This window comes from Roseobacter sp. (genome assembly GCF_045106495.1).
Classification (GTDB): domain Bacteria; phylum Pseudomonadota; class Alphaproteobacteria; order Rhodobacterales; family Rhodobacteraceae; genus Roseobacter.
Window position 1 is genome coordinate 18,881 of sequence record NZ_JBGCEQ010000057.1, and the last position, 14,387, is coordinate 33,267.

A 14,387-nucleotide genomic window follows, 5' to 3' on the forward strand; every position below is an offset into this window, starting at 1 on the left:
CAGTTTCCGCTTGTGCACACCAAGATGGACTGCACTGTTGGATATCTTGGTGTTGAACTGGAGGGCGCCTTGGTCATCGCCAAAGCAATAGAAATCTAACCAAAAGGACCCTCGTAAAGGACGGCCCACTCTGGACGTTCACTTGGTTCCTAAACTGTGCGGCGCAGCTCGCATTACCAACATGCGTTGCAAGCGCAATGTTGGAAGATGCTCGAATTTCTCCAAGCAAACATTTGTGTGTTGAGCTGTGAATACGAGCGTTACGTGTGGAATCGTTTGCGACATCCGTTGTCTAAATTCCAGATTGAGCAATCGACGCATGACACAGGTATTCGTCAAATGCGTTGCCACAAAACGTTGGAGCACCTAACCTTCGCTGTAGTTTCCGAAGTTTGGGAACTGCAATTTGATAGACATTGGTTTCTGGGAGGAAAGAATGACAAAATCGAAAATTGTATCCGGGATTGTTTCGGCTGTAGCCGCCACGTTAATTTCGACGGCTCCAATTCAAGCGCAAGACCTCAAGATCGTCACCTCGATGCCGAGCCTCGGATTCCCATTTTTTGTTCATATGCAAAATTCACTAAATGCGGAAGCGGAAGCCCTCGGCGGCATACAAGTCATCAACCAGGATGGTCAGAATTCTGCACCAAAACAGACCGCTGAACTGGAGGCCGCAATCATCAATCAGGTCAGTGGCGTGGTCATAAGCCCGCTTGATTCCATTGCACTGGCTCCTGGCGTAAAACAGGTGATAGATGCCGGGATTCCAGTCATGACCATTGATCGGCGCGTCGACGGTGTCGACGGTGTTCTAGGTCATGTCGGCGCGGACAATGTGATCGGCGGCGAAGCACAGGCAAATCTGATCATTAAATTGTTTCCTGATGGAGCAAACATCGTGAACCTTCAGGGTCAACCTGGAGCGAGCCCGGCCATCGATCGAAACAAAGGGGTGCATAATATCTTGGATTCGATGTCAGACAAATATGTTTTTGTTGCGGAACAGACCGCAAACTTTGCTCGAGAAGAGGGTGCATCCGTCACGGAGTCGATCCTGGCCGGACTGGACTCGCCGCCGGACGTCATCGTTGCAGCTAACGACGACATGGCTCTTGGCGCACTACAGGTCACTCAGGAACAGGGTCTGGATATCGTAATTATTGGATTTGATGCACTCCCTGAGGCTTTGGCGAGTGTACGTGACGGCGGCTTGACCGCAACGATTGAGCAGACGCCGGGCGGCCAAAGCCGTCTTGCTCTTCAGGCGCTGGTTGATCATTTGCGCAACGGGACAACACCTGAACCACTTGTTCTGCTTGAGCCGTTTGCGATTACCAAAGACAACATCGACATGGCAGAACGTCTTTCGGAACTGAACTGAATCACTTGGTTGACTAAGGGCTTGGCCACCGGAACAAGGTGGCGAGCCCTGATCATTTTTGCTGACGAACTTTCGGGGCAGGCATATGAATTCAGATAACCCAGAACCGGACAATGGAATTGACTGGTTTGGATTTGCGGCGAAATACGCAGCTCCAATTTTTCTGCTTGGCCTTGTCTTAATCTTCGCACTTCTTCAACCCAATTTTCTGCATCCCCTGAATCTTCTGAACGTTCTGCGTCAGGTCTCGATTTCCGGCCTCATCGCTATTGGCATGACTTTCGTCATTCTAACGGCAGGCATCGATCTCTCGGTGGGCTCTCTCGTGGCACTTGCGGGGTTGGTTGGAGCTTATGTTTCCAAGGGCGGTCTGGATAATCGTTTTGCAATTGGCGCCGAGGCAGCAACAGGAAATCCCGTCATTTATGCCGTTCTTGCGGCAGTTACGGTGGGAATAGTGGGCGGTGCACTTCAAGGTGTGGCGATCACGAGGCTTAAGGTTCCACCATTTGTCGTTACGCTTGGCGGGCTGAGCGTATTTCGTGGCGCTGCTTTGCTATTCTCAGAAGGGGGGCCGATCAGTGGCTTCAGTTCGCAGTATACTTGGTGGGGTCAGGGACGGATCGGTATCGTACCGGTGCCAGTGATCCTGTTTTTTTCAGCTGGCATAATTGCGCATATTGTCCTCAAACACACGCGCTTCGGTTTGCACGTTTATTCGGTTGGCGGAAACGCCGGAGCTTCAGATTTAAATGGCGTCAACACCCGCCGAGTAACTTTTTTGGTTTATGTGATCGTGGGCTTCTTCTGCGGTCTGGCTTCTTTTCTTCTGTCCGCGCGACTGAACTCGGCCGAAGCTGTAGCGGGCATGGGGCTGGAACTTGATGTGATTGCTGCTGTGGTCATAGGCGGCACGTCGCTTTTTGGCGGCGTCGGCAGCATTTTCGGCACAGTCGTTGGCGCGCTTCTAATCGGAGTTTTGCGAAATGGCCTTGTCCTTATGAATGTATCTTCGTTTGTGCAGCAAATCGTCATTGGTCTGATATTGATCGCAGCTGTGGCTTTTGATCAGTTTGCCGCATCGCGCAGCCGAGCGTAGGGAATGGCTTTATGAGTATCCTCCAGTTGACCGGTATCACCAAAAATTTTGGCGGCATTCACGCTCTATCGGGTGTCGACCTAGACCTTGAACGGGGTCAGGTTCTTGGGCTTATGGGCGACAACGGAGCGGGCAAATCCACGCTCATTAAAATCATTGCGGGCAGTTTCCCCCCAACAACGGGAACAATAAGCCTGGACGGTAAAATGGTGACATTTGGTCGCCCGCGAGAAGCCCGTGACGCCGGCATTGAAGTGGTCCATCAGGACCTTGCATTGTGCGACAATCTTACGGCGTCCATGAACGTCTTTCTGGGCCGTGAAATTGAGCGCAAAGTTGGTCCGTTCCGCTTTCTCAACCGTGCAGCAATGAATGAAAAGTCTGCCGAGCTATTTGCGGATCTCAAGTCCGAGACACGTCCAAAGGATCTTGTCCGCCAAATGTCGGGCGGACAAAGACAGGCTGTGGCAATTGCTCGAACCCGACTATCCAAGCCAAATATCGTTATCATGGACGAACCCACCGCTGCCATCAGTGTTCGGCAAGTTGCCGAAGTTTTAGATCTAATCCGGCGTTTGAAAGACGCGGGGCTTGCAGTCATACTCATCAGTCACCGAATGCCCGATGTGTTTTCTGTCTGCGACCGGGTCGTGGTCTTGCGACGCGGCACCAAAGTGGCCGACAAACCAATTGGCCAAACGTCTCCTGAGGAAGTCACAGGCCTGATTATCGGCGCTATCGAGATTGCCTAATATCTTCGGCCGCGGGTTCCATTCTTAGCAACGGATTACTGGTTCACTGCCGGACCATTTTCTCAGATCAGACAATTGCCGGGAATGAAGCAAACGAAACCATCAAAGTACTCAATGTAGCGCTTCCGCCGAATGCGAAGTCTGCAGAAATCTGCGGCTGATCATTCCTCACCAGTCAAAAACCTCAACCAAGAGCGTGCTTTCATAGGCAAAGATAATGTCAAACAAGACCGAACTGCTGCTTTTGGCAATTGGCGACAGTTTTGTTCGGCATAAGTGCTCATAACACAGCGATCTTAGACGCATTTGAAATGATTGGATATGGTTCCGATCAATTGTGACAACGCCCTTTTGGGGCAGTGTGCGATGGCCAGGTTCGACACAAAACCGACGGGCATCTAGTCTGTAAATGCCATAGTGCGGCGTCTATTGATCGAACGTTCACTCCGCCTGCCGAAACTGGGCATGCTAGCTGTGCTGCTTCGAGCCAAACACCACAGAGGATCTCAGCCAAATCACATTCAAGCGCCCGTGACACGCCAGATAACGTCGCCGACATCATCCGCCATTAATAGGGATTTTTTGTCCGCCCCAACTGTTACGCCGACAGGTCGTCCGTAGGCAATCTTTTCGTCTTCGGATAGGAAACCGCTGAGGATGTCACGTGGTGGTCCGTTGGGCGCACCGTTTTCGAAAGGGACGAAAATCAACTTATAGCCGCTCAGTTTTGAGCGATTCCATGATCCATGCTGCCCAATGACCATGCCATCGCCGAAACTTGGCAACGTTCCTGCAGGCATCCAGCACAGCCCAAGTGACGCCGTGTGCCCACCCAATGCATACTCTGGCGTGATCGCCTTGGAGACCAGCGTGGCGTCTTGCGGAACCCTGTCATCCACTGTTTTTCCCCAATAAGAATAAGGCCAGCCATAGAAACCTCCATCTCGGACTGAGGTCAGGTAGTCTGGAGGCGTCTCGTCGCCCAAACCGTCGCGTTCATTCACGACCGTCCAAAGTGCTCCGGTTGTTGGTTCCCAAGCCATACCTACCGCATTGCGCAAGCCTGACGCAAAGACGCGAGCACTTCCAGTTGTCACATCTAGCTCCCAGATTGCCGCGCGCCCTTGTTCCACTTCCATGCCCTCATCCGCAATGTTTGTAAGCGATCCCACTCCGGCGTAGATTTTGGAGCCATCTGGCGAGACGATGAGGCTTCGCGTCCAATGCCCATGGGGCTTGAAGTCGACAAGTTTTGTCCCGGTTCCAGACAATGACGTTGCATCAGAGCTATAGTCGAAGACACTTATTCCGTCGGTATTTCCTAGGTAAAACTTGTTTCCGATCAGCGCCATACCAAATGGCTGGTTTTGGTTCTCGACAAATACCTCCCGCACCTCGGCAACGCCATCTCCATCAGCGTCTCGCCACAATGAAACTCGGTTCGCGCTCTTGCCGATTGCTTTTGCCCTCCTCATTGTTGCTTGAGCTGCGAGGTCCATCAGTTTCTTGGGAGGTCCAGCCTGCTCTTTTGATTCCGCCACCAAGACATCCCCATTGGGCAGAACCTCAATCCAACGGGGATGCTCCAATCCGGATGCGAATGCGTTGACCTTAAGTCCGGGAGCACAGGTGGGGACGTGATCGCCCTTCCATCCTTGGGCGACGGGCATCTTCAAAGTCATAATTCCCTGCTTTTTCGCATCTGGAATCTGTGGGCTTGCTCCCATGGCCTGATGTGCAGGCGCTCCCATGCGACGCAGGAGCGCGACTGTGCCACCCACTACTGCCGTCGCCTTTGCAATAAGTTCCATGTCTGGACTCCAATCTGTTCAAAGACCATTGTAGCGGGAGTACGAGAACCGCTACAATGACTTTCCCCCTGCGATAACGGCCTATTCCGGTCTTTGGACGAGGATCTGGTCACCGCGAGTTAGCTTCCCCCAAAGCGGACGTCGGCGGCGCGAGCGACCCATGCGGGTCGACAAGGATGCATCCGACAACGTTGAGGCCACTATCTGTGAAGTGCAGTACCAAGGTCTCTTTCGGTCACGTGCCTTGGCCGGTCAAAGCCGAATTTTGATCCTAGGGCGGACAAGCATCAGTTTGCTGACCGCAGCGTTTGACAAAGTGGTGGTTTTGCGGAAGCGCCACCACTCACTTGTAAAGGTCGATCAAGGACAATGCCTTCATCTTTTGATGCCGTGTTGATCCAGAATGCTTTGGGCGGCGCCGTCCCGTTACTGCAATTTCGCTTAATCGCCTGTGCCGGGCGCCAAAACATTACGCCGAATGGCAATTTTGTCTAATTTACGCAGAGCATCCCAAGCGTCGGCTGAGAGTATGACGGACCAAAATACAAAACAATGCCAGCAAGCGTAACATGTCGGGCCTCTGCTCTGTTTTCAAAGTTGTCTAGCCTGAGTACGGGCGGTTGGGATTATTTCGTTTTCGATCAACCGCATCAGGTCGCCGAAATAGCCGCCGCTGCGCGCGGGTCTTGTCGGGTCCGAGGTGATTGCAATCGTCAAACTAAGGCTCGGGACAAGACAAATGATCTGACCTCCGTAACCACGTGCCAAGGTATAGGTGTCTTGGTTCGTACGCCCCAGAAACCAGCCGTAACCATAGGCAAGCCCCGAGAATTGCGACCGTGTCTGGGGCGCAAAAGAGCGTCTCACCCAGTCGCTGCTGAGAACCTGCGCTCCGTTCCAACGGCCGTCTTGGCGATACATTTCGCCAAAGCGCACCATATCCCGCATGCTCAATGACATTTCGTTGCCACCAAGATAGCGGCCCTGTGGGTCGCGCGTCCATGCTGGGATGTCGATACCAAGTGGGCGCCCAAGGCGCGCCCGTGCCAGTGACAGCAAGCTTTCACCGGACGTTTCCGAGAGAACGGCCCCCAGAACGTGAAATGAACCTGTGGAGTATTGCATGCCGGTACCTGGCTCAGAAACCATCGGCCTTGTCAGCGCGTTCGCAACCCAATTGCCGCTGCTTACCCAGCCGCCATAGTTTACACCTGACGTGCGTTCCAAACCCGCCTGCATCGTCAAAAGGTTTTCGATAGTGATCCCGTTGACACGTGGATCAGCGGCGGGCGGGATAAGTTGCGGTGCCACCTGTGCGAGCGTGGCGTCGAGTGACGGGATCTCGCCGCGATCTAAGGCCGCACCTGTCAGCGCGGCGACAATGGTCTTGGATACCGACTTTACAGGTACGGCACGGTCGATAGCGGGCCCGCGAAATACGTCAGCAAGAACCTCTTGGCCGCCCTGCCAGATAACAATGGCATGGCATTGATCGAGCTGACGAGCGACTTGTGCCACGTCCTGCCAAGAGTTCGTCTGTGCGATGCTTGGCTGGGCAAAAAGAGCCGTTGCTCCCGCCAAAAACTTACGACGATCAATCTTTGGCATCACTCACACTCCGTTTCATTGAAAGCGTACTGCGCGAATGGACAAGGACAACTCACTTTTGCATGAACGCCTGCCTCACAAGGTCCACTCGTGACAAAAGGGCCTGACGCTTTACATGCTATCGTAATGCTCTCGCCCGGTTGCAGCCTTTCTCTGCAATGTCTTCTAGGATTTTGGCGGTCTCATTGAACTCCTCTGAGGGACGTCCTTCCGAAAGGATGTTTTGGCAACGGGTCACTATGATACTTTGACTTCGACAAATCCCGCAGATCCAGGCTAACCCAGCCAAAAGGGGTTCTGCTGCATGGTAAGGTCCGACTTTTCACATCTTCAACCCTATTGGTAATACCTGTTTTGGCGAGGACACCGTGCGGTTCGATCTCAACTCATCCGCAACAGGGTTGCTTAATACTACCTTGGCTCGCGGGGTTTGATGGGTTGGTTGACGGTTCCGCTACTCCGTGAACGATCAATTTCTGGAAGCTCAGGCTGCGGTTCTAAAAGCGCTGGCCATTGCCTCTGGAAGGTCAAACTCTGCCAGCACGCGTGCCCTTGCGCTCGCCGACATTTTGCGAGCGGTTTTACCTACAATATTTAACACCTTTTCGTCCGGATGCTTGGCCGCAAAAGGTTCGAAATACCACTTAAGGAAGGTGAAACAGATCACATCCTCCAGCTGCTGTACTTCTAAGTCGCGCTTGATGCCTTCTTTGCGCAACAAGACACCGACACGATCGCATGGATCAGGCGTGTAACCCGCATGCTTCATAAGCCCTGCCAGACGTTCTCCATGCGCACGTCCTTGATCGCGTCGCCAATTCAGATACCCCATACGCCCTTCCGGATAATCGCTACGTTTCAGCAACCAACGTTCTATGTGTTGACCGCGGGCAGCAATGCGCAATACATCGCTGGCCTCACTGCCGATGATCCTGTCAAGCTCGGAGGTCATACGCAGACCATATAGATAGGCTTCTGGCTGCGCGGTACCGGTGTCATCAGACGCTGTGGTCGGATCCGCCTGATTGGCGCTATCAATAGCTTGCAGCACTGCGTTCAGCTTTGCGTTCATGTTTTGTGCTCCAGAACTTGGTGGGGTTTTGGGGCACATATTGTGCCAGAAGTGGCAACGAGTCCATGACAGCGTGATCATCCGGAACGTCGCGCAGCAGTCTGCTAACCGATGAAAAGCCCGGGTCGGAGATAAAACAATTGTGCCTACTTAAGCAGCGTTCACGATCTTTTTGTCGGTCATTCTGACGGTGCAATTTACGATCTTGCTGCAAATGATGACAATGGAAGGCTGGGGATGCATTGCCTGTCAGGATACAATTGCAGCCACTCCGATTGATGCACGCGCCAGCGGCCGTTTTCATACAGCACCAGAAAATGTAGATTTTCTTGGCATCACTATCAAGGAATTCTCCCGCTCCAAAAAATGCGCATCAATCTGCACCACCAAAGCTGCAGTGTACCCCGCCAATAATTGTCATCACTGACGATGCTTCAATCAACGAAACTCTTGAACTTTGTAATGACGCCAACAAAGACCCATTGTCTAACGGGGCGACACGATGGGTCTTTGCCCAACCTGCGTGTTCCAAATTAAGGATGCACGCGCATTGGCGTTCAAATCAATGCAGTGCCGTCGCAAACCTTGCCGCAACAAATTTGCGCTTCCGGGCCGATGTGCCTGATCGTATCCAAACTCGGTGCGCATGGTCTCAAACCTCCCGAGTAGACGTTGGTTTAGTAGATGGCGCCCCAAGAAAACCAGCACGTTTGCGGGGCGAAATCACTGTGTTCAGACGTGTTTAAAGTAGGCATTGATGTTCGCTGCAGGTTCATTCAAATCCAAAATCATGTGCGGAAAAATCGATTGGCATCGAGGTGCATGAAAGACAAGCCAACCGCTCAAGTAGAGGTTTTCGCTGTTTTGGTAGCGGGTTGGTTCGCCATATTATTGGTGGCAACTGATTGATCAAACCTTTCGGATTTCGGTAACCGATTCCCTTTTGTGGCACAGGCACTGAGGTTCCAGTGGCGCGCAAAGCGCTCGAAATTCGGCACCGATTGCTACAAAACTATGACTTTCGCGAGGAATGATCATTTTTTGTGCAGTTCACTCAAATGGTCATTTGTATTGAAAAATTGAAATAAAAAGAAAAATTCCCTGCAAAAACAGGAATCGAAGGCGCATTAACTACTGTTTTCTCTTAAAATACCGGAACGCTGTCTGGTAAAGTACTGCACCTGAATATGACTTTGGGTTTGCTGAAAAACACGCCTGCGTTGAAGCTGTTTCATACGACAAAAACAAAAACTAAATCAAAGGGACAAAAAATGACCACAAAACTGGTGATTGGCCTGGATGGGCAAGGGTCGGGAGACCGTGCCTTAACCTATGCCAAAGATCTGGCAGAGAGGATTGGAGAATGTGAGCTCTTGGTCGCATATGTGATCGAATGGTCGCCCTACTCCTTCCAAACCGCAGAAGAAAATGCGCAACGCCACAAGCGTCGCGAAGAAGAAATATCGACAGCAATGGAGCGTGTTGTCGATCCAGCCGTAGCTGCTTTGAAAAGCGCTGGTATGACGGCATCCGGAATTGTGCGTCACGGCGACGTTGCGGACACGCTCAACAGCATTTGCGAAAAAGAAGGGGGGCATCAGATTATTGTATGCCGCTCCTCTGAAGGCGGGTTCGCGAAGCGATTGTTTGGCAGCTCGACTGCAAATCTTGTCATGAGCGCAAGCGTGCCTGTCACGGTCATTGGATGAAAGGGACACCAATATGAAACTAGTTAACAAAGCTCTACTCGCTGCCGTGGCGACCGGGGCAGCCCTGCCCGCCTACGCGCAGGAAGCGATGACACTCGATGAAAAGGTGAACCAGACGTTTGCCCAATTCACGGGCCCATTCGTCAGTCTGATCTTCGCGCCGCTGCCGGGCACCAGTTTTCCCTGGATCGTGTTGTGGTTGGTGGTTGCAGCATCGGTCTTCACGATTTACTTCTCATTCGTTCAGTTGCGCTACTTTGGGCACGCGATCTCTCTGGTCAAAGGCGACTATTCCGATCCCGAGGACGCGGGAGAAGTAAGTCACTTTCAGGCGCTTGCGACCGCGCTTTCCGGGACAGTAGGCCTTGGAAACATCGCCGGTGTCGCCGTCGCCGTGGGCATCGGTGGACCGGGTGCCACTTTCTGGATGATCTTGGCAGGTCTCTTGGGCATGGCGTCCAAGTTCACCGAATGTACGCTTGGGGTGAAATACCGCAACGAATACCCTGACGGCACGGTATCCGGTGGCCCGATGTACTACATCTCCAAAGGGTTCAAGGAACGCGGCTTGCCGGGTGGCGGCGCACTTGCCATTCTGTTTTCGGTATTCTGTATCCTTGGCGCTTTGGGCGGTGGTAACATGTTCCAGGCCAATCAGGCGCATGCTCAGATCTCTGGCATTGTCGGAGACTACCCTGGCTGGATCACAGGCATCATTTTCGCCGGAGTTGTGTTTGCAGTCATTGTTGGCGGCATCAAATCCATCGCGAATGTGACCGAAAAGGTCGTGCCGTTCATGGGCATTCTCTATGTCGGCGCGGCTTTGGTCATTCTGATCGTGAATTATGATCAAATCGGCTGGGCCTTCGGCCAAATCTTCGCAGGTGCCTTCACTGGTCTCGGCGTCGCAGGTGGTTTCGTTGGTGCTCTGATCCAGGGCTTCAAACGGGCTGCGTTCTCGAACGAAGCCGGTGTCGGATCTGCGGCGATTGCTCACTCTGCGGTGAAAACCAAGGAACCGATCACCGAAGGCTTCGTTTCCTTGCTTGAGCCTCTGATCGATACGGTTGTGATCTGCACGATGACAGCCTTGGTGATCACAATCTCCGGACAGCTGATCATTGACGCGGAGACAGGCAACTACGTGCTGAATGAAGCCGGCTCCGCCATTGCAACGGTCGGCGATACAAGCGGTGTGGCCTTGACGTCAGCGGCCTTTGCGTCGGGCATCAGCTGGTTCCCGTACGTATTGGCAATTGCGGTTGTGCTTTTCGCCTTCTCCACAATGATTTCGTGGTCGTACTATGGGTTGAAAGCATGGACGTATCTTTTTGGCGAGGGCAAGACTTCCGAGCTCACGTTCAAGATCATCTTCTGCATCTTTATCGTGATCGGTGCGGCGGCCAGTCTTGGTCCGGTCATTGATTTCTCGGATGCAGCAATCTTTGCCATGGCCGTGGTCAATATCACAGCGTTGTACTTCTTGATGTCGATTGTGCGGGAAGAATTGCATTCTTATTCTTCGCGGTTGCAGTCTGGCGAGATCAAGAAATTCGCTCACTAGTGCCAATGTCCAAGGCGGTATGCTATCGCCTTGGACGCCCACTACTCCATGTTCGTAAACACAATCTGCCAGACTTACTATGATGGCAAATCAGCGATGGCGCTCTGTATGCCGACGATCAAGTGGTGTATCCTGCAACGACCTGCAAAAGCTTGAAAGACGTCGCAGCATCATGTTCCACCACGGCGAGAAATTCTTCTGCACCCAGTCGTAAGGCTTCTATGTCCGTTTCCGCGCGCATGCTCAGCGCACGCGGGACATTTCGGATCAATCCCAGTTCCCCGACCAAGGTTCCCGGCCCCACCATGGCGATATGCGTTTCTTGCGCCTCACTGTTGGATTTAAAGAGTTCGGCGGCGCCCGACAGGATCATATATGCGCCATCCGTGGGCGCATCTTTCTGATTGAAGATAATTTCTCCTGCGGGCGCGTGGAACCATTTTGACCCAAATGCCAGCAGTCTCAATTGCTTTCGACTCAATCCTGAGAACAGTGTCGTTGTTTCGAGAGCCCGCACTTTTCGCAACAGATCAGCGCTCGCGGCGCTGTCGTCAGAACTGTCCGCCGTTTTTTCCGCGCTGACCATCCGCCCTTGGCGGATCTCCACAAAAGTATCAAAGTGCTCCGGGTCATCGAAACTGTCGCCGAGATGAATGATGGTCGTCTCAGGCAAAAGGTCCCGCAATTTGCGGTATACCTCCATCCAAACACCGTGATCGTGCCCGTTGAGCATTTGATCCAGAATGAGAACGTCAGGGCGCTTGATGGCTGCGCGGCTCAACGCCAACGGTTCTGTAAAAATGGATGGTAGGTTCGCACCAGCCAGAGACAATGGCAGATCGTAGATAAGATCCAGCACCGAAAATTTGAGACCTTCTGCTTCGAGAACATCTGATACGGTTTTTCGCAAATCATCTGCGCGCGCGCCTGCTCCATCCGATATCTTTCCAAACAGCGCATTCTCCAAAACAGTCAGATCAGGCGCAATCTGCGCTGGGCTCAAGGGCACGTACAAGGCGCTCAGTTCTTGTTGAATGCGCATGCCCTGGGACAATCGCAAATCAAGAATGCGGCTTTGCATGTCTTCAGAAAAGGCCCGACCGATTTGTTCCGCAGAGATCTGCGCCGGTACGGTCATCAACAGAATTTTTTCGGCATCCGTATAAGGTGTTGCGCTGCCTTGGCTGCGGCTGCGCAACACTTGAACAGAGCGCTCGAAGAGATCCGGATTGAGCCCCAACTTTCGGAACAACGGATGTTCGGTACCGTCTGTGCCAAAGATCTGCCCCAAAAGCTCGATGACGTCCCGTGACAGTTCCAAGAGTTCCGCCTCCAGACCCATCTTGCGCAACAATTCAAAAAGTTCGGGCTGTGCAGCCAGTTCTTGATGGTCTAGTGACTGACGCGGGGTTGCGAAAAAGAGGTTACTGGTCACGGGCAGCGCAGGATTGTAGCGCTCTGGATCAAATCGGAACACATGACGGTCCAGCCCTGCCTGCTTAACAGCGGCCCACACCTTGGGCCGCGCTGCGATCAATCCATTCTGCAAGGCTGTGTTTGTCTCGGGGGTCATCTTCTGGTCCAGCGCACGCCGGTAAAGCGCACCGCCCTGCCCCATGGCGTCCAGCAGCGACAACCACCATGCCCGCAATTCATGATCGTCGGCTAGTCCTGCCAATCCGGGATCAAGCCAATGTGCGTCCAATGGATCATGGCTATTGCCGGCGCTTTCAGCTTCTGAGGCTGCTTTCAGCGCAACTTCGGATATGTCACCGGTCGGCTTCTGCATCAAAGGCATCATGACATTCTCTCCAAGGCTGCCCCGGAAGAGAACAGGGCGCGCACTCGCCAACCCGACCCGCGCTGCAATAACCGATTGATGCAGCGATGCCAGATCGTGCTCCCCGAACATCACTCTACCCGTGACGGGCATGACTTCGCGCGTTAGCACTTCCGCCAATGCGCGCCTGTCTTCTTCACTCGGCGCCTGTAACGCCACGGAAGACCCTGGTTCAAACTCTGCTGTTATGTTCTCCAAAATTGCGTTGCCATCGGCGTCCTCTACACTGACCGCCTCGAGTGTGATGGTCCGGTTCAACTTGGGCAGGCTATCCGGCATTCCGGACATCAGGGTTTCGTCAATCACGCCCGAGGGCGCGAATTTCTCGGTGACCGTTTCCCAACGCAGGCTCATGTCCTGGGCTTGATTGTAGAAAGCCAGCAGTTCTTTCCAAGGCGAACTCAGGTCCTTGTAAGCGGCCAAGGCAGCGACCAGCGCGCCCAAGGAAACCGCACCCTGAATGACCAGATAACCGCCGACTGAGAAAAAGAAGAAAGGTGTAAGTTGGGTGATGAAGTTGTTGATGAACTTCATGAAAAACTTTTTTTCGTAGATGCGCAGGCGAATACGAAAGAGAATGCCAAGCCTGTCGCTCATCATTGCAAGTCGGTAGCGCCAGCCCCCATGAACGCGCAGTTCGGCAGCGCCCGCTGCGCTCTCGCCGATCATCGCCGCAAGGTGGCGGACCTCCTTGATGCGATCCTTGTTCATCAGGTTGATCTGGCGTTGCAACTTTGGGATCAGCCAGGCTTGCAGAGGGATCAAGGCCACGGCAGCCAGGCCAAACCAAACACTTTGCAAAAACAAAAAGACCAGAATGGTGAGCATTTGGCCCGCTTGCAGCACAGGCTGGGTGAGCGCGTCGCCCATCATCCCGCCCATTGGTTCGGTTTCGCCGGTGATCATGGCGACCATTTCGCCCTGCGATGTGCGCCTGAAATAGGATTTTGGAAAGCGGAGCATACGCGAGATCAAGCCATACCGCAGGCGGCGCAAAAGGCGCTCGGCCAGAATGCCTTTCATGGTGTTGATGCGCATCTTCAACACGCCGTGCATCAGCACACAGAGCAGGAATAAGGCACAGAGAAAGGTCAGGTAGCCGATTTGAGTCATTTCAAAACCGAGCACGTCGACGCGTGACGATTGCGCGCCAATTGCGTCATTGATGATCCGTTTTGGTAACTCCAGCGTCAGATAGAGAAATGGAAACAGGGTACTGGTGAAGACCAGCAGAAACAGTTGTTCGCGCTTCGAGTACTTCCAAATAAATTGAAAGAGTGTCTTTTCGATGGTTCGTACCCTTATGTTTGACGCTGGAATCAAACTGCCGCGTCTTTTGGTTTATCCGATCATAGCTCAGCAAATTAAATTAGCGAAATCTGAATGTTGCCTTCTACTTTTAAGGGAAACTAGGCGTGCATCCAACAAATCGGAAGGTGCGGCAGACAGCCAAACGATCATTTCACAGGTATCATGAGGATGTGCGCAGACTGAACCAAAAACATGGCATGTTGCCTCAGGTCCACGCGCTGTTGGAAACAAGCGCTC

Annotated in this window: 9 protein-coding genes; 5 read left to right on the top strand and 4 right to left on the bottom strand. The window is 53.0% G+C overall.

From position 1 onward, the window contains the following. Window positions 1–436: 436 nt before the first annotated feature. From AB8B75_RS21310 to AB8B75_RS21320, 3 genes are all read left to right on the top strand, one after another. Window positions 437–1,384, top strand: coding sequence for a substrate-binding domain-containing protein (locus AB8B75_RS21310; RefSeq protein WP_405365111.1), 948 nt, complete (start codon window positions 437–439; stop codon window positions 1,382–1,384). Between the two features lie 85 nt (window positions 1,385–1,469). Further along, the gene (locus tag AB8B75_RS21315) at window positions 1,470–2,483 is read left to right on the top strand and encodes an ABC transporter permease (protein ID WP_405365113.1); all 1,014 of its coding nucleotides are present in this window, start codon (window positions 1,470–1,472) and stop codon (window positions 2,481–2,483) included. Window positions 2,484–2,494: 11 nt separating this feature from the next. Further along, window positions 2,495–3,235, top strand: a complete 741-nt coding sequence (locus AB8B75_RS21320) for an ATP-binding cassette domain-containing protein (protein WP_405365115.1) — start codon at window positions 2,495–2,497, stop codon at window positions 3,233–3,235. 521 nt (window positions 3,236–3,756) lie between these two features. Here the strand turns inward: AB8B75_RS21320 and AB8B75_RS21325 are convergent. The 3 genes from AB8B75_RS21325 to AB8B75_RS21335 all read right to left on the bottom strand — a co-directional run bounded on the left by AB8B75_RS21325 (window position 3,757) and on the right by AB8B75_RS21335 (window position 7,726). Next, window positions 3,757–5,046: a PQQ-dependent sugar dehydrogenase gene (locus tag AB8B75_RS21325; protein WP_405365117.1), complete on the bottom strand. Its 1,290-nt coding sequence runs from the start codon at window positions 5,044–5,046 to the stop codon at window positions 3,757–3,759. Between the two features lie 591 nt (window positions 5,047–5,637). Continuing rightward, window positions 5,638–6,654 carry a serine hydrolase domain-containing protein gene (locus AB8B75_RS21330; RefSeq protein WP_405365119.1) on the bottom strand — a complete coding sequence of 339 codons (1,017 nt, stop codon included), beginning with the start codon at window positions 6,652–6,654 and terminating at the stop codon, window positions 5,638–5,640. A 484-nt stretch (window positions 6,655–7,138) separates the two neighbouring features. Continuing rightward, window positions 7,139–7,726, bottom strand: a complete 588-nt coding sequence (locus AB8B75_RS21335; RefSeq protein ID WP_405365121.1) for a DUF4202 domain-containing protein — start codon at window positions 7,724–7,726, stop codon at window positions 7,139–7,141. A 1,271-nt stretch (window positions 7,727–8,997) separates the two neighbouring features. Here AB8B75_RS21335 and AB8B75_RS21340 point away from each other — a divergent pair. Both AB8B75_RS21340 and AB8B75_RS21345 read left to right on the top strand, forming a co-directional pair. Then, window positions 8,998–9,435: a universal stress protein gene (locus AB8B75_RS21340; protein WP_405365123.1), complete on the top strand. Its 438-nt coding sequence runs from the start codon at window positions 8,998–9,000 to the stop codon at window positions 9,433–9,435. A 13-nt stretch (window positions 9,436–9,448) separates the two neighbouring features. Continuing rightward, complete coding sequence (locus tag AB8B75_RS21345; protein WP_405365124.1) at window positions 9,449–10,999, top strand: alanine/glycine:cation symporter family protein; 1,551 nt, start codon at window positions 9,449–9,451, stop codon at window positions 10,997–10,999. Between the two features lie 118 nt (window positions 11,000–11,117). On the opposite strand, the gene AB8B75_RS21350 is transcribed toward AB8B75_RS21345, so the two are convergent. After that, a complete protein-coding gene (locus tag AB8B75_RS21350) occupies window positions 11,118–14,162 on the bottom strand; it encodes a cyclic nucleotide-binding domain-containing protein (RefSeq protein ID WP_405365126.1) in 3,045 nt (1,014 codons plus the stop codon). Between the last annotated feature and the right edge of the window lie 225 nt (window positions 14,163–14,387).